Annotated in this window: 20 protein-coding genes; 11 read left to right on the top strand and 9 right to left on the bottom strand. The window is 62.6% G+C overall.

The features are described 5' to 3' along the window. Positions 1-122 precede the first annotated feature (122 nt). Positions 123-1,487 carry a hypothetical protein gene (locus tag ACSQ84_RS35650; protein WP_436216441.1) on the top strand — a complete coding sequence of 455 codons (1,365 nt, stop codon included), beginning with the start codon at positions 123-125 and terminating at the stop codon, positions 1,485-1,487. Between the two features lie 813 nt (positions 1,488-2,300). Here the strand turns inward: ACSQ84_RS35650 and ACSQ84_RS35645 are convergent. Next, positions 2,301-3,314 (bottom strand): formamidase, encoded by a 1,014-nt coding sequence (locus tag ACSQ84_RS35645; RefSeq protein ID WP_436216440.1) that lies wholly within the window; start codon positions 3,312-3,314, stop codon positions 2,301-2,303. A gap of 171 nt (positions 3,315-3,485) precedes the next feature. On the opposite strand from ACSQ84_RS35645, the gene ACSQ84_RS35640 reads away from it, so the two are divergent. After that, a complete protein-coding gene (locus ACSQ84_RS35640) occupies positions 3,486-4,187 on the top strand; it encodes a cysteine hydrolase family protein (RefSeq protein ID WP_436216439.1) in 702 nt (233 codons plus the stop codon). Here the strand turns inward: ACSQ84_RS35640 and ACSQ84_RS35635 are convergent. Genes ACSQ84_RS35635 through ACSQ84_RS35625 form a run of 3 tightly spaced genes read right to left on the bottom strand, consistent with a single transcriptional unit; the run spans position 4,174 to position 7,249 of the window. Then, complete coding sequence (locus ACSQ84_RS35635; RefSeq protein ID WP_436216438.1) at positions 4,174-4,998, bottom strand: carbohydrate ABC transporter permease; 825 nt, start codon at positions 4,996-4,998, stop codon at positions 4,174-4,176. The two genes, ACSQ84_RS35640 and ACSQ84_RS35635, sit on opposite strands and share 14 nt — an antisense overlap. Next, the gene (locus ACSQ84_RS35630) at positions 4,995-5,927 is read right to left on the bottom strand and encodes a carbohydrate ABC transporter permease (protein WP_436216437.1); all 933 of its coding nucleotides are present in this window, start codon (positions 5,925-5,927) and stop codon (positions 4,995-4,997) included. Before ACSQ84_RS35630 ends, ACSQ84_RS35635 begins: the two co-directional genes overlap by 4 nt. Continuing rightward, positions 5,924-7,249 (bottom strand): ABC transporter substrate-binding protein, encoded by a 1,326-nt coding sequence (locus ACSQ84_RS35625; protein WP_436216436.1) that lies wholly within the window; start codon positions 7,247-7,249, stop codon positions 5,924-5,926. The genes ACSQ84_RS35630 and ACSQ84_RS35625 overlap by 4 nt, the downstream gene beginning before the upstream one ends. A gap of 296 nt (positions 7,250-7,545) precedes the next feature. On the opposite strand from ACSQ84_RS35625, the gene ACSQ84_RS35620 reads away from it, so the two are divergent. Beyond that, a complete protein-coding gene (locus tag ACSQ84_RS35620) occupies positions 7,546-8,565 on the top strand; it encodes an alpha/beta fold hydrolase (RefSeq protein ID WP_436216435.1) in 1,020 nt (339 codons plus the stop codon). 33 nt (positions 8,566-8,598) lie between these two features. Beyond that, the gene (locus tag ACSQ84_RS35615) at positions 8,599-9,567 is read left to right on the top strand and encodes a fatty acid desaturase (RefSeq protein WP_436216434.1); all 969 of its coding nucleotides are present in this window, start codon (positions 8,599-8,601) and stop codon (positions 9,565-9,567) included. Here the strand turns inward: ACSQ84_RS35615 and ACSQ84_RS35610 are convergent. After that, positions 9,554-10,165, bottom strand: a complete 612-nt coding sequence (locus ACSQ84_RS35610; protein WP_436216433.1) for a TetR/AcrR family transcriptional regulator — start codon at positions 10,163-10,165, stop codon at positions 9,554-9,556. The two genes, ACSQ84_RS35615 and ACSQ84_RS35610, sit on opposite strands and share 14 nt — an antisense overlap. A 39-nt stretch (positions 10,166-10,204) precedes the next feature. Then, positions 10,205-11,059, bottom strand: a complete 855-nt coding sequence (locus ACSQ84_RS35605; RefSeq protein WP_436216432.1) for a VOC family protein — start codon at positions 11,057-11,059, stop codon at positions 10,205-10,207. A 159-nt stretch (positions 11,060-11,218) separates the two neighbouring features. Here ACSQ84_RS35605 and ACSQ84_RS35600 point away from each other — a divergent pair, with 159 nt between their 5' ends. Together ACSQ84_RS35600 and ACSQ84_RS35595 are read left to right on the top strand one after the other, a co-directional pair. Next, positions 11,219-11,377, top strand: a complete 159-nt coding sequence (locus ACSQ84_RS35600; protein ID WP_436216431.1) for a hypothetical protein — start codon at positions 11,219-11,221, stop codon at positions 11,375-11,377. 128 nt (positions 11,378-11,505) lie between these two features. Continuing rightward, a complete protein-coding gene (locus tag ACSQ84_RS35595) occupies positions 11,506-11,805 on the top strand; it encodes an HU family DNA-binding protein (protein WP_192734913.1) in 300 nt (99 codons plus the stop codon). Between the two features lie 142 nt (positions 11,806-11,947). Here ACSQ84_RS35595 and ACSQ84_RS35590 read toward each other — a convergent pair whose 3' ends face one another. After that, on the bottom strand, positions 11,948-12,148 hold the full coding sequence (locus tag ACSQ84_RS35590) for an SDR family oxidoreductase (protein ID WP_436216430.1): 201 nt from the start codon (positions 12,146-12,148) through the stop codon (positions 11,948-11,950). A gap of 37 nt (positions 12,149-12,185) precedes the next feature. Continuing rightward, entirely contained in the window at positions 12,186-12,407 is a 222-nt protein-coding gene (locus ACSQ84_RS35585; protein WP_436216429.1) for an SDR family NAD(P)-dependent oxidoreductase, read from the bottom strand. A gap of 282 nt (positions 12,408-12,689) precedes the next feature. On the opposite strand from ACSQ84_RS35585, the gene ACSQ84_RS35580 reads away from it, so the two are divergent. The 5 genes from ACSQ84_RS35580 (at position 12,690) to ACSQ84_RS35560 (ending at position 20,314) form a co-directional block, all read left to right on the top strand. Continuing rightward, entirely contained in the window at positions 12,690-13,535 is an 846-nt protein-coding gene (locus tag ACSQ84_RS35580) for a CmcJ/NvfI family oxidoreductase (RefSeq protein ID WP_436216428.1), read from the top strand. Positions 13,536-13,926: 391 nt separating this feature from the next. Beyond that, the gene (locus ACSQ84_RS35575) at positions 13,927-15,243 is read left to right on the top strand and encodes an aspartate aminotransferase family protein (RefSeq protein ID WP_436216427.1); all 1,317 of its coding nucleotides are present in this window, start codon (positions 13,927-13,929) and stop codon (positions 15,241-15,243) included. Positions 15,244-15,265: 22 nt separating this feature from the next. Continuing rightward, positions 15,266-16,930: a hydantoinase B/oxoprolinase family protein gene (locus ACSQ84_RS35570; RefSeq protein ID WP_436216426.1), complete on the top strand. Its 1,665-nt coding sequence runs from the start codon at positions 15,266-15,268 to the stop codon at positions 16,928-16,930. A gap of 2 nt (positions 16,931-16,932) precedes the next feature. Continuing rightward, the gene (locus tag ACSQ84_RS35565) at positions 16,933-18,975 is read left to right on the top strand and encodes a hydantoinase/oxoprolinase family protein (RefSeq protein ID WP_436216425.1); all 2,043 of its coding nucleotides are present in this window, start codon (positions 16,933-16,935) and stop codon (positions 18,973-18,975) included. A 103-nt stretch (positions 18,976-19,078) separates the two neighbouring features. Continuing rightward, positions 19,079-20,314: an ABC transporter substrate-binding protein gene (locus tag ACSQ84_RS35560; RefSeq protein WP_436216424.1), complete on the top strand. Its 1,236-nt coding sequence runs from the start codon at positions 19,079-19,081 to the stop codon at positions 20,312-20,314. A 181-nt stretch (positions 20,315-20,495) separates the two neighbouring features. On the opposite strand, the gene ACSQ84_RS35555 is transcribed toward ACSQ84_RS35560, so the two are convergent. Further along, entirely contained in the window at positions 20,496-21,710 is a 1,215-nt protein-coding gene (locus ACSQ84_RS35555) for a mandelate racemase/muconate lactonizing enzyme family protein (protein WP_436216423.1), read from the bottom strand. Between the last annotated feature and the right edge of the window lie 82 nt (positions 21,711-21,792).

Here is a 21,792-nt window from a genome sequence, read left to right as displayed (position 1 = left end):
GATCGCGCTACATGACAGTTCGATGACACATCTATCCGCGCTGTTGCGGAGAGACGAATCAATGATGTCTGGAGTACCAACGCGTGATACCAGACACGCCGGACATTGCTCATTCCCCACCCATGAACAGCCAGATCACATTTTCATCGCACCGCGGATACCGGTTTCACCAGGGGCTGTTGGCGAGCTTCGTCGCCAACAGCATTCAGGCCGTCAATTTCCTCGGCGATCGATTCCTGCGAAAATATCATTTGTCGGCGGGCATCGAGGAGCTGTACCGGCATTCGATGAACGCTGCGTTTGCCGAGAAGGAAGCCTTTCTGGTTACCGGCGCACCGCACGCCTCCGCCTATTATCCGCGCGACTTTGCCTGGTTCTACCCTGACGTTCTCGACCCCGAGACCATCATGGATTCCCAGGATGCCGTCCGCAGGGTTCGCCTGCTCGAAAAAAGCGTCCGGCTGATGCTGGAAGCCGTTCGTGCCGGCGTCGTCACCACGACGATCGTGCCCGCGGGGCGCAACCGCTACATCGGCATCAACTATTTTTCGAAGCCGTCGGATACGCTGCTCGGCATCCTCGCGGGCCTGGAGCAACTGCTGACCGCCGAACAAAGGCCGTGTTCCTATCTGGCGATGTCGCAAGGCGCGCATGCCGGCCGCCTGTTGCTGTCGGAATATCGCGCGGACCTGAAGCGGGAGATACTTGGGCTCGCCGGGGCGTTGCAACGGTTCGACGACAACGGTTTGTCGGCGTTGCTGTGCGATGTCAGCGCGCCGCGTTCTGCGGCGACCGATACCCGTGCCGAACGCCGGCGGTTCGTCACCAATGCCTGCGTCTACGCGACGTTCCTGCGCGGCATCAAGCTTGAAGTCATCGAGCGAGGCGAACTGGAGCAACTGCTCGGACGCGGGCTTTCACAGTACAAGAAGGAACTGCTGCTGCTGTTCGGCAGGCACGGCTATGTCAGCCATTCCCTGGACTCCCGCGCGGGGACGCCGGTTTATTCCATCGCGCTCGATTTCGTGAATGTGCACCAGGGCTTTTGGGATCTGAACGACGCGGCCGAACGCGCGCTGTTCGCGGCCACCACCGATTTCATCCTTGCCGAGCCGCGGTTTCGCGTGCCGGATACATCGCACTTCCTGGTGTCGGCCGATAATCCGCTCAACAAGCTCATTCACAAGATCGCGGCGCCGGCCTACCAGGGCCGTTCGTCGTGGCCAACGTTCAACGTCGAGTTCGCCGATCGCATGCTGGACTACGATGAATGCTCCGGCACGCAGACCTATCGGGCCTATGCCTGCGATATCCTGCGCGACATCCGCACCGTGACCGAAACCCACGGCGGCTATCAGGAACTGATTTCCGAAAAAGGCCTCAAATATCGCACCTGGGCCTATCAGAGCGCCGTCGCGCACTCCTGGTTTCCACGTTTCCTGACGGTCTGGAAAAGGGCGTTCGGGACGTCGCTGCTGGGGAGTTAGCTCGCAGGAGGGGTAGTGCGTTGCTGACGTGCGTACTATCTCCCGTTATTCCGGGGCGCGCGTAGCGCGAGCCCGGAATCCATTGGGCCGCATGCTCCGTCGCGCGGTGGATTCCGGGCTCTCGCTACGCGAGCCCCGGAATGACGGAAAAGAGCTGCGACAATTTAACCCGACGGGCAAATCACTTCCGATTTGCGGAAGTTCTGTCAATCCCCAAAATAAAAAATATTTCGCTTTTGCAGAATCAAAATCAGGGGTACATGTTGGCCATCCCGTCCTACTCAGAAGGGCGTCGGCCGTCGTCACGGACGTTGGACGGGTTGCGGTGGACGCTGAAGTCACGAAGACGATCGTGACGGAAGCGTACGGTGAAGACGTGTGGTCCTGACGCCGCGGTGCTGGCGTCAATGCACCTGGAGACAATAGTTTTCAGGGCGCAACGGAGGCAAAAGAGCCGTTCTCCGGGGAGAGCTCGTTATAATCCGTAAAGCCATTGCGCAGGGAATGTCGGATGTTCTCCGCTGCCCTGTATGCTCGTGTGCACTTTATTTTGTGCAAACCGCACACGAGACCGCGGGTGCAGCGCGCATCCGGCATTCCCTGCGCCCTCTGTTTGAGGAGGGCGGGAAGTTTCTGGCAAACTCGGGCGCATCGCGTCGCGAGAATGCAGACACGCATCCGGCTGTCGACACCCGCGAAGGCGGGTGACCCAGTATTCCAGAGGCGCTTGTTATTGAACCGAGAGGCCGCAGCGTACTGGATGCCCCGCCTTCGCGGGGCATGACAGCGAGTTGTAGCTCGGATGGGCGATAATCACTCCGCCGCCTTCGCCGTTTTCCCGAACATCCGCGTCGGCGCCGGAAAGCCGCACGACGTGCCGTCCGTCACCTTGACCTGATCTTCCCACGGCAGCCGGAACCTACCCGCCACCATGTCCTGCATGAACGTATACGGGCAATCCATCGCGCCGCCCTTCACCGCGACATAGCCGCGGTGCCAGAGTTGATAGATGTTATTCTCGACGCCCCAGTGAATCCGCGCCTCGCGCACGAGGTCGGGGCGCACTTCGGCGGTGATGATCTCGTCGGTGCGGCCGGTAGTGCCGTGCGCGATGATGCTGCCGTCGAAATTCACGATCATGCCTTCGCCCATCGAATCGAACGAGCCGTCGGAGCCGCACATGCAGACGTTGGCAGTCACCATCAGATTCTGAAACGAATTGGCCTGATTGGTGAAACGCCAGCTCTCGCGGATCGGCGCGGTATAGCCGGCGGTGCGGATCATGATCTCGGCGCCCTTGTAGGCGCATTCGCGCGCCATCTCGGGGAACATGCCGTCGTGGCAGATGATCAGCGCAAGCTTGGCGCCCTTCGGTCCCTCGATCACGGGAATGCCGATATCGCCGGGCTCCCACGGCTCGACCGGAATCCAGGGATGGAATTTCCGGTAATAGAGCTTGATCTCGCCATGGTCGTCAATGATCAGGCCCGAATTGTACGGATTGCCGTGCGGGTTGAACTCCATGATGGAGAAGCAGCCCCAGATCTTGTGCTCGATGCAGGCCTGCTTGAAGGCGGCCACTTCGGGGCCGTCGAGCCGGCACATGATCTCGGGGTTGGTGTCCATCGACAGCCCGTGCAGCGAATATTCGGGAAATACGACCAGGTCCATTGTGCCGAGATTGCGCCGCGCCTTGCCGACCATGTAGACGATGCGTTCGGTCTGCCGCGCGAGGTCGGCCTTGGTCACGACCACGGGCAGTTGCAGTTGAACCAGCCCGATCACGACGCCTTCGGGCGATTTGTTGAGACCTCCGAGTCCGTTCATGTGTTCCTCCCGAATTTGTGGCTGCGGCAGACCGCCGGCGTCTCGACGTTGCGACACCGCGATGTTTAGCAACAAGCGTGCCAACTCGTTCCCGGCCTGCGCAAGAATTGTACAATGGCATGCGCCTTGCTTAGTCTCTCCGGAAATTACTCTCGTTCGGGGCGTGGCATCATGACGAACTCAAAGCGGCCATCCATCGCCGCCGAGCCGGAGCCGATTGCGCTCGACTGGGCGTCCACCGCGCTGCTGATCATCGACATGCAGCGTGACTTCATGGAGCCTGGCGGCTTCGGCGAGACGTTGGGCAACGACGTGTCGCAGCTGGCGCGCGCGGTGAAGCCGATCGCTTCGGTGCTGTCGGCGGCGCGCGAAACTGGGATGCTGGTCATACACACCCGCGAGGGGCATCTGCCGGACCTGTCCGATGCGCCGCCGGCCAAGGTCGAACGCGGCGCGCCGTCGTTGCGGATCGGCGATCCCGGACCGATGGGGCGTATCCTGATCCGCGGCGAGGCCGGCCATGACATCATTCCCGAGCTCTATCCGCTCGACTCGGAGATCGTGATCGACAAGCCGGGCAAGGGCGCGTTCTACGCTACCGAACTCGGCGATGTGCTGGAGAAATACGGCATCGAGAATCTGCTGGTGTGCGGCGTCACCACCGAAGTCTGCGTCAACACCACGGTGCGCGAAGCCAACGACCGCGGCTATCGCTGCGTGGTGCTGGCCGACGGCTGCGCATCGTATTTTCCCGAATTCCACGAGATGGGCCTGAAAATGATCAAGGCGCAGGGCGGCATCTTCGGCTGGGTCTCGAACTCCGCCGCAGTGCTGGAAGCGCTGGCACCGGAGCTTTCAGCTAGCCGCCCTTGACGGCGCCTGCGGTCAGCCCGGCCACGATCTGCCGTTGCGCGAGCACCGTCAGCAGCAGCACAGGGAAGGTGACGATGAGCGCGGCGGCGGCAAGCGGTCCCCAGCTCAGCTGGTCGAACGAGATCATGTTGTAGACGGCAACCGGCAGCGTGCGCGTCTCCCGTCCCGCCAAGACAATGCCGAACACGAAATTGTTCCAGGAGAAGATCACGGCAAGTATGAAAGCAACCGCAAGCCCCGGACGCGCTATCGGCAGCGCCACGTGAAGGAACACCTGCCAGCGCGTGGCGCCGTCGATCAAGGCGGCTTCCTCGAGTTCGAGCGGCGTGGTCTCGAAATAGCCGATCATGATCCAGATCACGATCGGCACGGTCACCACGAGATGGATGATGATCTGCGGCCACAACGTGCCGAGCAGTCCCAGCCACTGGAACAGCAGGAACAGCGGAATGAGATACGACAATCCCGGCGTGATGCGCGCGATCAGGATCACGATGGCGGATTTATGCGCCGCCATCCGCGCGATGCCATAGCCGGCGGGCACGCCGACCAGCATCGCAAGGCCGGTTGCGGTGCCGGTCACCAGGAGGCTGTTGATGAAGTAGGTCAGGAAGCGGTTGGAGGCGAGCACGTCGGCATAGTTCTTCCAGGCAAAGCGCTCGGGGAAAAACACCGGCGGATAGGCGGCGTTGTCGACCTCGAACTTGACCGACAGCGAGGCCATCCAGAGAAAGAACAGGATCGCGGGTGACACCACCACGAAGATCGCAAACCACAGCCCGATCTTGCCGAGGATCTGACGCAGGCTCATGCGCCGCTCCCGATCTCGGTCCACATCGTGCGCTGGCGCAGATGCAGCATCAGCGCCGCCATCGCCACAATCAGCAGGAAGAAGATCACCGCGATCGCCGAGCCATAGCCGAGATCGTAATAGATGAATGCGACGCTGTAGAGATAGAGGTTGATGGTCTCCGACGCCGAGCCGGGGCCGCCTTGGGTAATCGCGAAGATGATGTCGAAGCTCTTGACGGCGTCGATCATGCGGATCATGCCGGCGATGAACAGGAACGGCGTGATCAGCGGCAGCGTGATGTAGCGAAACACCTGCCAAACGCTGGCGCCGTCGATCTGCGCGCTTTCATAGGGCTCGGTCGGAATCGCGGCGAGGCCGCCGAGCACGATCAGCATCACCAAGGGAGTCCATTGCCAGGTTTCGACCAGCACCAGCGAGGGGATCACGGTGCCGGGATGGAACACCCACAATTGCGGGGGAAGGCCGACCAGCGACAGCAGGTAATTCAGCACGCCGAGCTGCGGGTGGAACATCATGGTCCAGACCAGCGCGATCGCCACCGGCGTCGCCATCATCGGCATGATGAAGACCCCGCGCAGAAACCCGCGGCCGGGAAATTTGGCGTGAAATACCACCGCGGCAAAGGTGCCGAGGATCAGCGGCAGCAGCACCGACAGGACCGTGTAAAGCAGCGTGTGTCCGGCCGCCTCGACGAAGCGGGGATCGTTCGGCATCCGCACATAATTGGCGAAGCCGACAAAGGTGGTCGGCGAGCCGACCTTCCATTCGTTCAGACTCATCCAGATCGTGAACACCCATGGGAACACGATCACGGCGAGCACGACGACCAGCGCCGGCACCACGAACGGCCAGTAGGACGGCGGCCGCCATTCCTGCCCCGGCGCGGGCTCAGCCGCGGCCGGAGGTACTTCTGCTATCGCCTTCACGCTTTTTCGCTGCGCTCCAGGATCGGGCGGAACTGCTCATGAGCCTTCTTCAATTCGGTCGCAGGGTCAGCACCCGAGAGGGTCGAGGTGAGGGCGGCGCCGACGAGATCGCGGAATTCGGCGACCGGAATCACCACGGGCAGGCCGAGCTTGCTGATTTTGGCGGAATCGATCACCGACTGCAGCCATTCCTTCGGCATCTTGACCCCGGCCTGGATCTCCGGGTCGTTGAGCACGGAGTTGCGGAACGGCACGCCGCCGCCGGCCTGCAGCAGCCGCGCGCCCTGCTTCTTCGACACCGCCCATTGGCAGAGCAGATAGGCGGCCTCCTTGTTCTTGCTGGCGGCCGCGATGCCGAGGCCGTCGCCATAGGTCGCCGAATATTGTCCCTTGGATCCCCTGGGCACGACGGTGTAGCCGACCTTGCCGACGATGCGCGAGGCGGCCGGGTCTTCCAGCGGCGGCGCCCAGCCGACGCCGTCGATCCACATCGCCGAGCGTCCTTGCGTGAACGAGGCCATCGACTCCATCCAGTTGAAGCCGGCGACGCCGGGCGGCGCGACCTTGGTCAGCAGCGTCTGGTAAAGCTTGGTGGCTTCGATCGCCTCTGGGCCATCGGTGAGGATGCCGCCCTTGGCATCGAGGAATTCGCCGCCGGCGTTGAGGAAGAAATTGGTCCACAGCGTCATGTTGGCGTTGCGCAGGCCGCGCCCGACGAAGCCGAAGGTGCCTTCCTTGGCATCGGTGAGCTTCTCGGCCGCCGCGACCATCTCGTCGAAGGTCTTCGGTACCGCGACGCCCTTCTTCTGGAACAGCTCCTTGTTGTAATAAAGAATGAAATAGTCGACCGACCATGGCAGGGAGTGCATCTGTCCCTTGTCGTTCTTGGCGTATTGCAGGCCGGCCGCCGAGAAATCGCTTTCGACGAGGTCGGGCGCGGTGAGGTTCGGGTCCTTCATGTAACCCGAAATGTCGGCGAGCCAGCCGGCCTTCTCGAACTGGCGCTTCTGCACGTGATAGCTCAAATGAACCACGTCGAAGCTCGGCTTGCCGGAAGCGAGTTCGATCACGGCCTTTTGGCGCTGCTGCTGTTCCGGAATCTGCTCCGACTCAACCTGGATGCCGGTCAGTTCGGTGAATTCCTTGATGTTCTTTTGCAGATTGTCGCCGCGCGGGCCCTTGGCGAGAATCACCTCGAGCTTGGTGCCGGCGTATTTCTTCCAGTTCACCTCGGCGCGGGCCGGGAAGCCGGTCAGGCTGAGCGCGCCTGCGGCGGCGGTGCCGGCCAGAACGGAACGGCGCGAGATCAGATGATTCTTCATTGTTTTTCTCTCCCTGGGTCGGCTTGTTTTGCGGCGATAGTAACGTCAGTGCGCGGCCTGCCTAGCCCCCTCGTGCGGGATTATGGCGGACGCGGCGACGGTGGACATGGCGGCTCGGGCGGCGGGCGTCGCCATCGAAGCAATTCGTTGCTTGCGGCTCCGCCGTCAAACCGTCTTCCTGCGATGGCAAGACGCGCGTTACCGGCGATGGCCAACGCCTCGCCGCCGCGGGCTTGCAATCGTATTTATATAGTGTACGATAAGTACAGTTAATGCAGGGCAATGGAGCCGGGCGGATGAGGAGCAGCGGCGAGTATCAGGTCTTCGAGGCGGGCGACGTCCTGCTTCAGTCGGCCGTGGTGTTCCCATCCATGCGCCTCGCCTACCAGACCTATGGCAGCTTGAATGCGCGCAAGGACAATGTGATTGTCTATCCGACATCGTTCAGCGCGCAGCACATCGACACCGAATGGCTGATCCAGCCCGGCGGCATCCTGGATCCCGAACGCTACTTCATCATCATCCCGAACCTGTTCGGCAACGGCCTGTCGTCCTCGCCGTCGAATTCCGACATCACCCCGTTTCCGGCGATCAGCTATCACGATGCGGTCGCGGTGCAGCGCCGCCTCCTGGTGGAACAGTTCGGCATCTCAAAGATCGCGCTGGTCTATGGTTGGTCGATGGGCGGCATGCAGGCCTATCATTGGGCGGCCTGTCATCCCGACATGGTGGAGCGCGCCGCCATCGTCTGCGGCAGCGCGCGATGCTCGCCGTACAATCACGTCTTCCTCGAAGGCGTGAAGGCCGCGCTCACCGCCGACCCCAATTTCAAGGACGGCCGCTTCGTCGCCAAACCCTCGGCTGGCCTGCGTGCGATGGGACGCATCTATGCGGGCTGGGCGATGTCGCACGCCTATTACCGGGACGAGGTCTGGCGCGAGGCCGGCTTCAACTCCCTGGAAGACTATCTGGCCCGTTCCTGGGATGAGGCCTTCGCACGGCGCGACGCCAATGATCTGCTCGCCCAGATCGGCATCTGGCAGCGCGGCGATATCAGCCGGTGTGTTGCGTTTGGCGGCGAAATCGACCGTGCGCTGGTGGCGATTACGGCGCACGTGCTGCTGATGCCAGGGCAGACGGACCGCTATTTCGACGTGCGTGACAACGAGGCCGAGATCGGCCGGCTCGTCAACGCCAGGTCGGCCGAGCTTCATCCGATCCCGTCGATCCACGGTCACCGCGCCGGAAATCCCATCAACTATCCCGCGGATCGCGCGTTCATCCGCGGCGAGATCTCGGCACTGCTGCAACGTTGAAAAACGAAATCATCCGACAGGGCGACTGCAACCATGAACACTGCGACGTCAGCTGAACCAAAACTCCGCGAGAAGCCGCTAAGTCCGGCGATGCTCCGCGAACTCTCGGAACGATCGGATCTTCGAGGCGCGGTTCGCACCATCAGTCACTATGGCGCAATCGCCCTCATCGGGACCTCGATCTGGCTGGTCTCCTCGATCTACGGATTGGCATGGGCGTTGCCGCTGATCGCCCTGCAAGCCTATCTGGTGGCCTTCCTGTTCATGCCGATGCACGAGACCGCCCACAAGACCGCATTCCGGAGTCGCGCGCTGAATCTCATCGTGGGCCATCTGTCGGCTTTCATGATCGCGCATCGCTACGAATATTATTGCCTGTTTCACTGGGACCATCATCGCTACACGCAGGATCCCGACAAGGATCCGGAACTAATCGTCGGCCCCAAACCGTCCTCGGACACGCAACTCGCGATCGCCTATAGCGGTCTTGTTCAGATCGCCGGCCGCGAGGCGCTGATGCTGCGTCATGCCCTGACCGGCAAGGTGTCGTTGCCCTGGATTCCCGAGAACAAGCGCCACATCATCGTGCGGGAAGCCCGCCTCTATGTTGCGGGTTATGCGCTGCTGCTGCTGATCTCGCTCACGCTGCATACCGCCGTCCTGCTTTGGGTGTGGATCGTTCCCCTGCTGGTTGGCCAATTGATCCTGCGGCCTTACCTCTATGCTGAGCACACCGGATGCGAACGAACGCGCAGCGCCTTCGACAACACCCGCACCACCTATACCGGGAATGTGATGAAGTGGTTCGCATGGAACATGCCCTATCACGTCGAGCACCATGCCTATCCGTCGATCCCCTTTCATGCGCTGCCGAAATTGAACGAGATTGTCGACGACCGGATTGCGTTCAAGGGGCAGGGCTATCTGGCCGTGACGCGCGAGACGTGGGCCTGGTTCCGCCGCGAGCGCCGTAACCGCGCCCCTGATCTCAGCGGCTCTTGATGATCAGCAGTGTGTCGACGAGGTTGCGCGCTTGCGCCGGCGAGATCGGCTTGATGCCGAAGACATAGCGGTAGAACAGGCTGCCGTAGATCGCGTCATACAGGTCTTCCGGTGCACCCGTCGCGCCGATGCTGCCGTCCTGCTGGCCGGCGGCGATCAACGCAACCAGCGCTGTCCTCCGATATTGCAGATAGCGCTCGTAGAAGATCCCGGCGGACCCGGTATTCGAGATGCATTCCGAGATCACCGCGAGCTGCACCTTGCCAAACTCGCCCTGCAAGGCCTTCGCATAGGCCGCGGCGTGGCTTCTCAGGCGCTCTGCCGGTGTGCCCGTGCCCGGCAGCGGCAGCATCAACGACGCGTGGTTGAGGAACGCATCGATCAGCAGCGCCTCGCGCGACGGCCACCATTTGTAGATCGTCATCTTCGAGACGTTGGAATCCCGCGCCACCGCGTCGATGCTGGTGGCGGCAAGGCCCGTGGTCGCCATCAGGCCGTAGGCGCTTTGCAGAATGGCGTTGGTCGTCTCGGCCGAACGGGGCCTGCCGCGGCGGGTTGTTGCCGCATCGCCATCCGGTTCGCTCTTGCCCTTCGCCATGATCCGGCTTTCCTGATGCAGCGCGGTTGGCGCTGGCGGCTACGCCTTGACGAAGGCGAGCAGGGTGCCGTTGCCGGCGGCAGGCGGCACGATGATCCCGCCACCGCTGCGAACGCCGGTGGTGCCGAGCGCCTTCTCGGCGGCGGTGACATCGGCCGCGATCACCAGCCCGGCGCCGCCGCGTTCGGGCAGGCCGGTCAGCGATACCTCGGGATAGCGCTTGCTCAGTTGATCTCGTGTCAGGAACACGAAATCGGCGCGATCGGAGCCCGAGGGTACGGCGATGGCGCCGTCGTGCTCGGTTCTCGCGTCGCGATCGATCAGTCGCGACATGTGCGCGGCGTCATTGGCCGGCTCCGGCGAAACGATCAGCACCTGCCGCAGGCGCCTGGCGCCATTGGCATGCGTCATCAGTTCGGGAATCCACACCGTCTCGCGCGTCTTGTGCTGGCAGGCGAAGATGCGCACGCCGCCCGGCGCTTCCGCGTTCGGCCACAGGAAGGTCCGGAATTTGGCGGCGGAAATGGTGCCGTCGGGCATCGTCACCGGCCGTTCAAAATCGGTCGGTCCGACCGGCGGATAACCGCGCGCGCGGATTTCCTCGGCGCCCGCGGCGGAATCCACCGCGGTGAAGGCGATGCGCTCGATGCCTTCGCCGCGCGTTTCGAGAAACGCCCGCGCCGGCGCATTAAGCTCTGTCGGCGCCAGAACGCCGAGCAGTTCCATATAGTCAGGGTCGAACATGATGGTGTAATTGCCCGATCCCATATGCGCGCTGTGGGTGCCGCGCGGCGACACGGTGAACCCAAGCCGCTTGTAGTTTTCGGCGGCCTCGTCGAGGTCCTTCACCATGACCACGGCGTGATCCACACCGATGACGTTCTTGAGTGCCACGCTGCTGTTTCCTCGGCTTGAATTGTGCTCCCGGCGAAGGCCCCGTATCGGATCGCCGGCGCTGGCTGTCGTGTTCAGCCCTGATGTTACGATGAAGCGGAAGCCAGTGTCATTTTCTAATCGCCGCGTGATCCGGAAAACCCGTCTGGAAACCCAGACGTGAGCACTGGCGATGCGGTCGATGCGATTTTCGGCATCAAAGCCGTCCTCGTTAGGATGGAGATCAAACGCGGGAAATGGTCGGAGATCGTCGAAAAAGCCTGTCAAACAAGGCATTTCGCCGCATTCTACCGCTTTAATGCCCCGCCAAAGGCTTAAAAACTAGCCTATTTCGTGCGAATCAGTGCAAGTCAAATAGCGATATAGTTGTGCAGAATGTCGAAAACCCTGTTTTTTTAGGCAATTTCCGCCATATCGTGCCTCTTCCAGAATCAAATGGAGCAACCATGGCTACCCAAATGTCTAAGTCGCAGCTGATCGAGAAGATCGCGACGTCAACCGAAGTTTCGAAGAAGGAAGTCAAGGGCGTGATGGACGCGCTCGTTGACGTTGGTCACAAGGAGCTGAAGAAGAACGGGGTGTTCCTCGTCCCCGGCTTCGCCAAGTTCGTCGTGGTCAAGAAGCCCGCGACCAAGGCTCGCAAGGGCACCAACCCCTTCACGGGCGAAGAAATGATGTTCAAGGCCAAGCCGGCGCGCAAGATCGTCCGCGCCCGCCCGGTCAAGGCCGCCAAAGACGCGGTTTGATAGCGAAAGGGCCTCCGGCGACGGAGGCCTTTTTTGCCTGGGCCCCATAGCGTTTTCGAGCGAAGTGGTCACCGGGTCGCGTCAAGAAAACGCGTCAAAATAAACCGGTATTCCGGTTCTGAAGCCATCGGAACCAGGCGCGCTAGACCACCGGCGACCGGCCGCCATCGACGTTGATGGCCGTGCCGGTGATGTATGATCCCTGCTCCGAGGCGAGGAAGCAGGCGAGGTTGGCGAATTCCTCTGCGGCGCCCATCCGCCCGAGCGGGACGCCCTTGGCGAGATCGCGGGTGAAGGCATCGAAATCGGTCTCCGGCGCTTCTGGGCATGCCGCTTGACCCATTGATCGCTGACGATCAGGCCGACCAGCATCGCTTTGATCAGGACGTTGTGCGGGCCGCCTTCGAAACGTCGCAGACGTAGTCGCGCACTTCGAGGCCGTCCCTGGCGAGCAGCTCGCGCGCGCTCTTCAAATCCTGCGCGCCGCGCGCCAGCAGCGCGACCTTGGCGCCGGACTCGGCAAAGCGCCGCGCGACGGCAAGCCCGATGCCCTTGCTGCCGCCGGTGACGACGGCAATGCGGTCCTTCATGGTGATGTTCATTTTTTCCTCCCTGGCTGCGGCAGTTCTGCGGCCGCTTGGTGCTGTAACGCCAGTCGGTCGGGGCGAGTAGTTCAAGGCGGACATGGCGACGCCTGCGTTTTGCGGGCTAACGAACCCGTGAAGCGCGCAATATCCATCCGGGAGAGCCGGTGCGCGCGACAAGGATCTTTCCCGTATCGCACTTGCGAGAATGGCAATCTTGCTATTTGCAGCGCGGCCTTGTGGGGGAGGGTGTATCAGCCAAAATCAAATCGAACCAACAATAGAGTCCAGGAGATTGCCATGGGCCTGCAGCAAGCAAGACTCGAGTCGCTTCCCTTCGTCACCGGCGAACTCAACTACCTCGCGCCGACGCCCGGAAAGCCGCGTACTTATGCTTTCGATCCACCACCGGGCGAGCTCCAAACCACGGCGCTGCCCGAACCCCATCAGGTTCCAATCTTCGACGCCCGCCTGATTGCCGGTAGCCTTTCGCTGGACCGTGAGGGCTTTGCCTTGGTCCGCCACCCGACCATCGTGCGGAATTTCTACGACGATAAGGAGGTGCGGAACGTCTACTATCCCGCCGCAGAAGCGTTCCTTCGCGCGACACTGAAGGCCGACCGCGTCGTGATATTCGACCATACCGTTCGCAAGCGCGTGGAGGGCGCCCCCGATGTGCGCGGCGCCGGCCCGCGCCAGCCGGCCACGCGTGTCCATGTCGACCAGACCGAATTGTCAGGGGCGAACCGCGTCCGCGAACATCTGCCTGACGAGGCGGACGAACTGTTGAAGGGCCGGGTCCAGGTGATCAATCTGTGGCGGCCGATCCGCGGCCCGCTGCGCGATGCGCCGCTCGCGATGCTGGACGGCCAGACCGTCGCGCCCGGCGATCTCGTCGCTTCCGACCTGATCTATCCAAACCGGCAGGGCGAAACCTACTCCGTAAAGTACAACCCCGACCATCGCTGGTATTACATTCCCGAGATGGCCGCGGACGAAGCGCTGCTGCTGAAGTGCTACGATTCCGCCACCGACGGCCGCACGCGGTTCGGGCCGCATACCGCCTTCATCGATCCGACCACGCCCAAGGACGCCGCGCCGCGCGAAAGCATCGAACTGCGAACGCTGGTGTTCCACAAGCACTGATCGCCTGACTTGCTCGATGCACCCTCTCCCCTTGTGGGAGAGGGTGCCGGAGCGCGATGCAGAGCGTCGCGGACGGGTGAGGGGTCTGTCTCCTTAGACGCAGACCTAGCCCGTGGCACAGACCCCTCATCCGGCGCTTCGCAGCCACCTTCTCCCGCAAGGGGAGAAGGGAACGGTCGTGAACTGTTTCGCCGCCTGCTCGCGGGTCGAGATGGCATTCCCGGGAATACCAATTGGTATTCCCGGCGTATCGGCGTTACGCCCGGCACCGTTCTTCTTCGGGGCGGCACTGATGCAGTCGATTTATCGCCGCGGTGCTAATCATCGGAACAATGGTGTTTTTGCTGTATACCTAGATCAGACCCTGTTTCCAGCGCTGGTGGAAAATCACATGTATCCGGATCCAAATTCCTCATCGCAGAAAACGTACGATCGCGCGCTGGCGAGCCTGCCCGGAGGGAATACGCGCACCACCGTTTTCATGAAGCCCTATCCAATCTACGCCGCGCGCGGCGAGGGCTGCCGGGTGTGGGACGTCGATGGCAACGAATTCATCGACTGCATCAACAATTTCACCTCGCAGATCCACGGCCATGCGCATCCTGCGTTGATCGAGGCCGCAACACGGCAGCTGGCGCTGGGATCGGCGTTCGGAATGCCGACCGAATCCGAGGTCGACCTTGCCGAATTGCTGCGCGCACGGTTGCCATCGGTCGACCAGGTGCGGTTCTGCAACTCAGGCACCGAAGCCGTGATGATGGCGCTAAAGGCCGCCCGTGCGCATACCGGTCGTCCCAAAATCGCAAAATGCGAGGGCGCCTATCACGGCTCCTATGATTACGCCGAGGTAAGCCTTGATCCGACGCCGGAAGCCTGGGGCCGCAACGCGCCGGTGTCCGTCGCTTACGCCAGGGGCACGCCCGACAATGTGCTGGCCGACGTGCTGACGATTCCCTTTAACGACACCGAGGCCGCCGTCAGCCTGATCCGCGAGCATGGCCCTGAACTTGCCTGCGTCCTTGTCGATCCTATGCCCAATCGCGCCGGGCTGGCGCCGGCCGATCAGGCCTATCTGGAGGCGCTGCGCAAGGTGACGCGCGAGGTCGGCGCGCTGCTCGTTTTCGATGAAGTGATTACGTTTCGGCTCGGCTATCGCGGCGCACAGGGTCTGTTCAACATCGAGCCTGATTTGACCACACTGGCCAAAATTATCGGCGGCGGATTCCCGGTTGGCGCGGTCTGCGGCCGCAAGGAATTCATGGCCGTGTTCGATCCCCGTTTCGGCAAACCGGCGTTGCCACATGGCGGCACGTTTTCGGCCAACCCGGTGACGATGCGCGCCGGCATCGCGGCGATGCAATTGCTGGATGAGGCGGCGTTCGCGCGGCTCGATGCAATGGGGGAGGCGGTTCGTTCCGGGATCGACGCCGCGTTCGGCCGCCATAATGTTCCCGGGCGTACCGTCGGGCTCGGATCGCTGTTGAAAATACATTTCGCCGATCGCCCGGTGCGCGACTATCGCTCGGCCTACCCGACCGAACTGGAAGCCAAACGCCAGGCAGTTTTCAACCGGGCGCTGCTCAATCGTGGCGTGCTGGCGGCGGGCAATGGGTTGATGGCATTGTCGACCCCGATGACGGATGCCGATATACATGCAATCATCGACGCCGTATCGGGCGCGATATCGGAAGTGTCCGCCGCGACTTAAGTTCAAGAACAACAAGGCAACAATGTCCGCCAAGATCGATCCCATCACCCGTTCCGTCGTCCAGCATCGGCTCAGTTCGATCGTAAAGGAGATGGGCGAGGCCATGCTTCGCACCTCCTATTCGCAGATCCTCAATTCCAGCCGCGACTTTTCGCTGGGGATCTGCGATACGCGCGCCCGCCTGATCGCGCAGGCCGATCATCTGCCCGTCCATGTCGGCGCGCTGCCATGGGCAACGATCGCGGTCGAGGAACGGTTCAAAGACGTCAAGCCGGGCGACGTCTTCCTGCTCAACGATCCCTATTATGGCGGCAGCCATCTGCCTGACCTCACCGTCTTCGTGCCGGTGTTCGACGGCGACAAGCGCCTGCTATGGACCATCGTCCGCGCCCATCAAAGCGATATCGGCGGTGCGACGCATGGCGCGTACAATCCCGGTGCGACCGAAATCTGGCAGGAAGGCCTGCGCATCCCGCCGATCAAACTCTCCGAGGCCGGAAGGCCGCGCGAAGATCTGCTCGAGATGCTGGCGCTGAACGTGCGAAACCCACGTGAGTTTCGCGGCGACCTTGCCGCGATGCTCGGCGCGGCGCATCTCGGCGAACGGCGGGTCGCCAAACTGTTCCGCGAGTTCGGCGCGCCGGTCGTCGAAGCCGCGATCGAGGCGATCCTGGACGCCACCGAACAGCAGACCCGCGCCGTGGTCTCGACCTGGAAGGATGGTGTCTTCCACGGCGAGGCGTTTCTCGACGATGACGGCCATGGCCGCAGCGATATAAGGGTCGCGGCCAAGGTCACCAAGAAGGGCAGCGACGTCGAGGTCGATCTGTCAGAGTCCGATCCGCAGTCAACCAGCTTTGTGAATTCTTCTCACGCCAACATGCAGGCCGCGGTCGCGATGGCCTTTGCCTATTTGATCGACGCGGAAATCCCCAAGAACACCGGCGCGCTGCGCCCACTAAAGGTGATCGCCAAACAGGGCACGATTGTCTGGGCCGATCCGGGCCGGCCGGTGACGTTGTGCACCAGCCATCCCTCCAACGAGATCGTCGAAGCGATCGTCAAGGCATTGTCGGCCTCCTGTCCGGAGCGCGCGATGGCCGGATGGAGCCGCAGGTTCCGGATCGCGATCCAGGGCGAAGACCCGCGCACCGGCAAGAATTTTATCTGGCATCTGTTTCAGGCGCGCCCGGGCGGCGGTGCGTCGTCCGGCGGTGACGGCTGGTCGTCGATCGGCGAATGGCACAGCGTCGGCGGACTCAAATTCGGCAGTCTCGAAGTTGCCGAGGCGCGCTTTCCCCTGCATTTCCGCCGCCACGAATTCCGCGAAGGCTCCGGCGGCGACGGACAATTCCGCGGCGGTCTCGGCGTCGCCCTCGATCTCGTGCTGGAGACCGAAAAACTTTCGCGCGGCAATACCGCGGGCGATGGCGCGCGTCACGGCCCCTGCGGCATGCTCGGCGGCGAGGACGGCGAGCCGCATCACTACCGCTTGCTGTCGGAAGGTCGCGAGCCGCGCGTGCTCCGCACCAAGGAAGTCGGCATCGAGCTTCGTCCCGGCGATTGCCTCGAGATACGTTCCTCCGGCGGCGGTGGCTGGGGACCACCGTCCAGGCGAATGGCAGAGGCGCGGCGGCGCGACGCCGAACAAGGCCTGGCCAGTGTTTCCGCGGAGCCGCGTAACTAGCGATGTACACAATCGGAGTTGACGTCGGCGGAACCTATACCGATCTGGTGGCCACGGATGTGGCCGGCCGCACGATATTCGCTAAATCACCCTCAACGCCGGCCGACCAGTCGATCGGCGTCATGACCGGCCTGGAAGAACTGGCCCGGCGACTGAACACGACGCGTGCGGAAATGCTCGCGGCTACCGATCAGTTGGTTCACGGCACCACGGTTGCGACCAATGCGTTGCTGGAACGCAAGGGCGCCAGGGTCGCGCTGCTGACCACCGAGGGCCATCGCGACGTCATCGAAATGCGCGAAGGCCTCAAGCCCGACCGCTATGATCTGCGCTCGCCGCCGCCGGAGCCCTTGGTGCCGCGCGAACTGCGCTTTGGCGTTCGCGAGCGGCTCAAGGCGAATGGCGAGGTGTTGATTGCGCTGGACCAGGCCTCGCTCGATGCGGCGATCGCCGGCATAAGGAAATCCGGCGCGACCTCGGTCGCGGTGTGTTTCCTGCATTCCTATCTCAATCCCGTCCACGAACTCGCCGCGGTGGAACGACTGGCAAACGCAATGCCTGATGTCAGCGTGTCGCGCTCCAGCGACGTGCTGCCGCAGATCAAGGAATATGAGCGGGTCTCGACCACGATCGTGAACGCCTATGTCGAGCCGATCGTGCGGCGCTATCTCACCAATCTCGAGCGGCGGCTGAAGGCGGCCGGCCTCAAGGGCAGCCTGTTCGTGATCCTGTCGCATGGCGGCATGGCGCCGGTCGAGGAAGCTTCGCGCCTGGCTGCAGGCACGGTGCTGTCAGGCCCGGCGGGTGGCATGTCGGGCGGCCGGCGTTGCGCTGAACTGCTCGGGATTCCCGATCTGGTGCCGTTCGACATGGGCGGAACCAGCACCGACATTTCTCTGATCTCGGACGGACAGGCCTCGCTCTCCGCTGACGGTCTGCTCGCCGGCCAGCGCATTGCCTTGCGCAGCCTCGACATTGCGAGCATCGCGGCCGGTGGCGGCTCGATCGCGAGCGTCGATGGCAGCCGCACGCTGCGGGTCGGTCCGGAAAGTGCCGGCTCGATTCCGGGTCCGGCCTGTTACGGCAATGGCGGGCAGGCCGCGACCGTCACCGACGCCAATGTCGTGCTTGGCTATCTCGATGCGGCCGCCTTCATGGGCGGCCAGCGGCCGCTCGACCGCACGGCGTCGGAAGCCGCGGTCGACCGTGTCGCGGCATCCATGGAGCTCTCGCGCGTCGAGGCCGCTGCCGGCATTTACCGCATGATCAATTTGAACATGGCCGACGGCATCCGCCTGATGACGCTGCGCCGCGGTGTCGATCCCCGGAAATTCGCGCTGCTGAGTTTCGGCGGCGCGGCGGGGCTGCATGCGGCCGAAGTCGCGCGCGAGCTGGAGATCAAGCGTATCATCGTGCCGACTGTGGCATCGGTGCTGTCGGCATGGGGCATGCTGACCAGCGATCTGCGCTATGAGATGAGCCGCACGCACTACGGTAAAGCGGCACGCATTTCAGCCGGCGAAGTGCGCGAGCTGTTCGCCGAACTGGAGCAGGCGGCGGCGGGCCGGCTGCGCTCCTGGTTCAACGGTCCGCTGTCAATCGAACGCTCTGCCGAAATGCGCTACGGCGAGCAGATTTTTGAGATCGACGTCTCGCTGGATGGTCTCGACTGGCATGCGCATGATCTCGTCGATCAGATCGAGCAGCGCTTTCATCGCAAGCACGAGGAACTCTATACCTACGCCTCGCCGGGCCAGGAGGTCGTGTTCGTCAACGCGCGCGTCGCGGCGGTCGGTGCGGTCGCGCCAAACGATCAGAACACGCGGCCGGCGCCGTCGGCGGGCGATTGCGCGCCGCACGGCAGGCGGCAGGCTTTCCTTGGCGGTTGGCGCGAGGTGCCGGTCTATGCGCTCGATGCGCTGCAGCCAGGGCATTCGCTGGCTGGTCCGGCCATCATCGAGGCCGAAACCACGACCGTGCTGATCGACACCGGCGACCGCGTCAGCGTCAACGCGCTGGGCTGGCTGGATATAGCGCTGCGTTAAAACACAAAAATTGATTTCAACAACGTTGGATTGCACAGTATTCTCGGCAGCGCCGGGTTAGGCATCGCAAGTTTGGGTTGGCTTGGCGTTTGAGGCCACGTTGATGAAAAAAATAAAAGAAACTGCAACTATCCTGGCGCTGTTAGCGGCCGCGCTGTTTCCGCCCGGCCCGGCCGTTGCGCAACAGGCGCCCGATGCTGGCGCGACCAACACTGAAATCCGCATCGGCAATGTCATGCCCTATACCGGGCCGCTGGCGGCATTCGCGGCGATCGGCAGGGCGGAAGCTGCCTATTTCGACATGATCAATGATCGTGGCGGGATCAACGGCCGCAGGATCAAATTCATTTCCCGCGACGACAGCTCCAATCCTCGGATGGCAGCCGAGCACACAAGCCAACTGGTCGAGCAGGAGAACGTGCTGCTGATGTTCGGATCGTTCGGCACGCCGGGCAATCTGGCGACGCGCAGCTACCTCAACGAGAGGAAAGTGCCGCAGCTGTTCGTCGCGTCCGGCGACGAGGAGTGGGCGCATCCCAAGCGGTTTCCGTGGACCATGGGCTGGCAGCCGACGTTTCGTGCCGAGGGACGGATCTACGCCAATTACATCCAGGCATCCTATCCCGATCGCAAGATCGCGGTGCTGTGGCAGAACGACCAGTTCGGGCGCGATCTGTTCAGGGGATTGCAGGAAGGGCTCGGCGTCACCGCCCGTATGATCGTCGCTGATATTGCCATCGAGGCGGATATGTCGATCGATACCCAGGTCGAGATCCTCAAGAGCTCCGGTGCTGAAGTACTGGTGCTCAATTGCGCGCCGCCGATCTCGGCGCGCGCCATCCGCCGAGCGGCCGAACTGGGCTGGTATCCGGTGGTGGTGCTGGTCAACGCGGCGGCTTCGATCGCCAACGCGCTGAGACCTGCGGGGCTTGCGAACGCCGCAGGCGTGATCTCGACCTCGTTCCTCAAGGACGCCGGTGACGCCACCTGGAAGGACGATCCTTCGATCAAGGACTGGCTGGCGTTCATGGACAAATATTATCCCGATGGTGACAGGGAGGATAGCTACGCCATCTTCGGCTATGCCGCGGCCGAGACGCTGGTTCAGGTGTTGACCCAGTGCGGCGATGACCTGTCGCGCGAGAACATCATGCGGCAGGCCGCGTCGCTGAAGAATTATCGGAGCCCGATTGTATTGCCCGGCATTGCCATCAATACCGGGCCTGCCGATTTTCACCCGATCAAGCAGATGCGGCTGGTGCAGTTCGACGGCACCGCCTGGCAGCCGATCGGCGACGTGCTCGAGAGCGCGTTTGCGGGCGGGCCGGGCGATAATTGAATTTGGGAAATCCTTCCGTCGTCGTCCCGGCCTTGAGCCGGGACCCATACGCCGTGAAGTGAATTGTTACGGGAGGCCTCAGCGACCTTGTTTCGACAATGAGGGCTGCGGAGTATGGGTCCCGGCTCAAGGCCGGGACGACGAATACTAAGCTTGCCTCCATCCCTCCTACGCAGTTCGCCTACTTCTTCTGCCCGTAATTCAACAACCCGCCCTTGTTCTTCGCGGGATGGGCGCGCAGGCCTTCCTCGCTGGGCTCGGTGCCCCAGCCCGGCCGGTCCGGAATTACGAGGTGGCCGTCGACGATCTCGGGCACGTGGGTGAACAGCTCGTGGTCCCACGCCAGCCGGTCGATATCGGTCTCCATGATTCGCAAATTCGGCACCGCCGCGCAGAAATGGGCGTTCTGCATGGTGCAGAGGTGGCCGTAGAAATTATGCGGGGCGACGTTGACCTCGAACGCTTCGGCGGCTGCCGCGATCTTCATCGATTGCCATACCCCGTTCCACGGCGTGTCGATGATCGCGACATCCATCGCCTGTTCGTTGAAGTAGGGCAGGAATTCGCGCAAGCCCAGCAGCGTTTCGCAGGATGAGATCGGATGCGGGCTCTGGCGGCGGATATAGCCCAGCGCCTGCGGGTTGAAGCTGTCGATCTCGACCCAGAACATGTCCATGTCCTTGATCGCGCGCAGGATCTTCAGATAGCCCTCAGTCTTGGCGTTGAAGTTGAGGTCGAGCAGCAGATCGACATCGGGACCGGCGCCGTCGCGGATGGCCTCGAGGTGCATGCAGAGATTGCGGATCACGGTGCGGTCGACATTGATCTCGGGCTCGAACGGCGAGCCGAAGCCCGGACGCCAGCCTTGCGGCTTGCCGTCGGTGTAGACGAAGATGTTGGTCTTCATCGCGGTGAAGCGTTTTTCGCGGACTTCGTGGCCGATTGACTTGACGCCGTCGAGGTCAGTAATCGCAGGCTTGTACCAGTCCGGATGATTGATGCGCCAGGTGGCGCAATGCGACCAGTAGACCCGGATGCGGTCGCGGATCTTGCCGCCGAGCAATTCATAGCAGGGCACGCCGAGCGCCTTGGCCTTGACGTCGAGCAGCGCGTTCTCGATGGCGCCGAGCGCCAGCGCCACCACGCCGCCGGCCGCCGGACGCGTCGCGGAAAACAGTTCTGCGTAAATCCGCTCATGCTGGAACGCGTTCTTGCCGACCACCCGGGCCGACAGCCGTTCGATTGCGGAGGTGACGCCGGGCGCACCAAAGCCCTCGTCGTATTCACTCCAGCCGACGATGCCGTCTACGGTCATGATCTTGACGAAGTGGTAGTTGCGCCAGCCGGCGTCGCAGGACAGCGTTTCGACGCTTCTGATGTTGCATGATTTGGTCATGGTTTCCTGCCCGGTTGTTGTTTTCGTTGACCGATAACAACAACGGATTGGGGAGGGCGTCAATTGCACGCGGCGTTATGCC

It is taken from the genome of Bradyrhizobium sp. LjRoot220, assembly GCF_964252915.1.
GTDB lineage: Bacteria > Pseudomonadota > Alphaproteobacteria > Rhizobiales > Xanthobacteraceae > Bradyrhizobium.
Note: the sequence above shows the minus strand (reverse complement) of the source record. Positions and strands in the feature narration are given on the sequence as shown.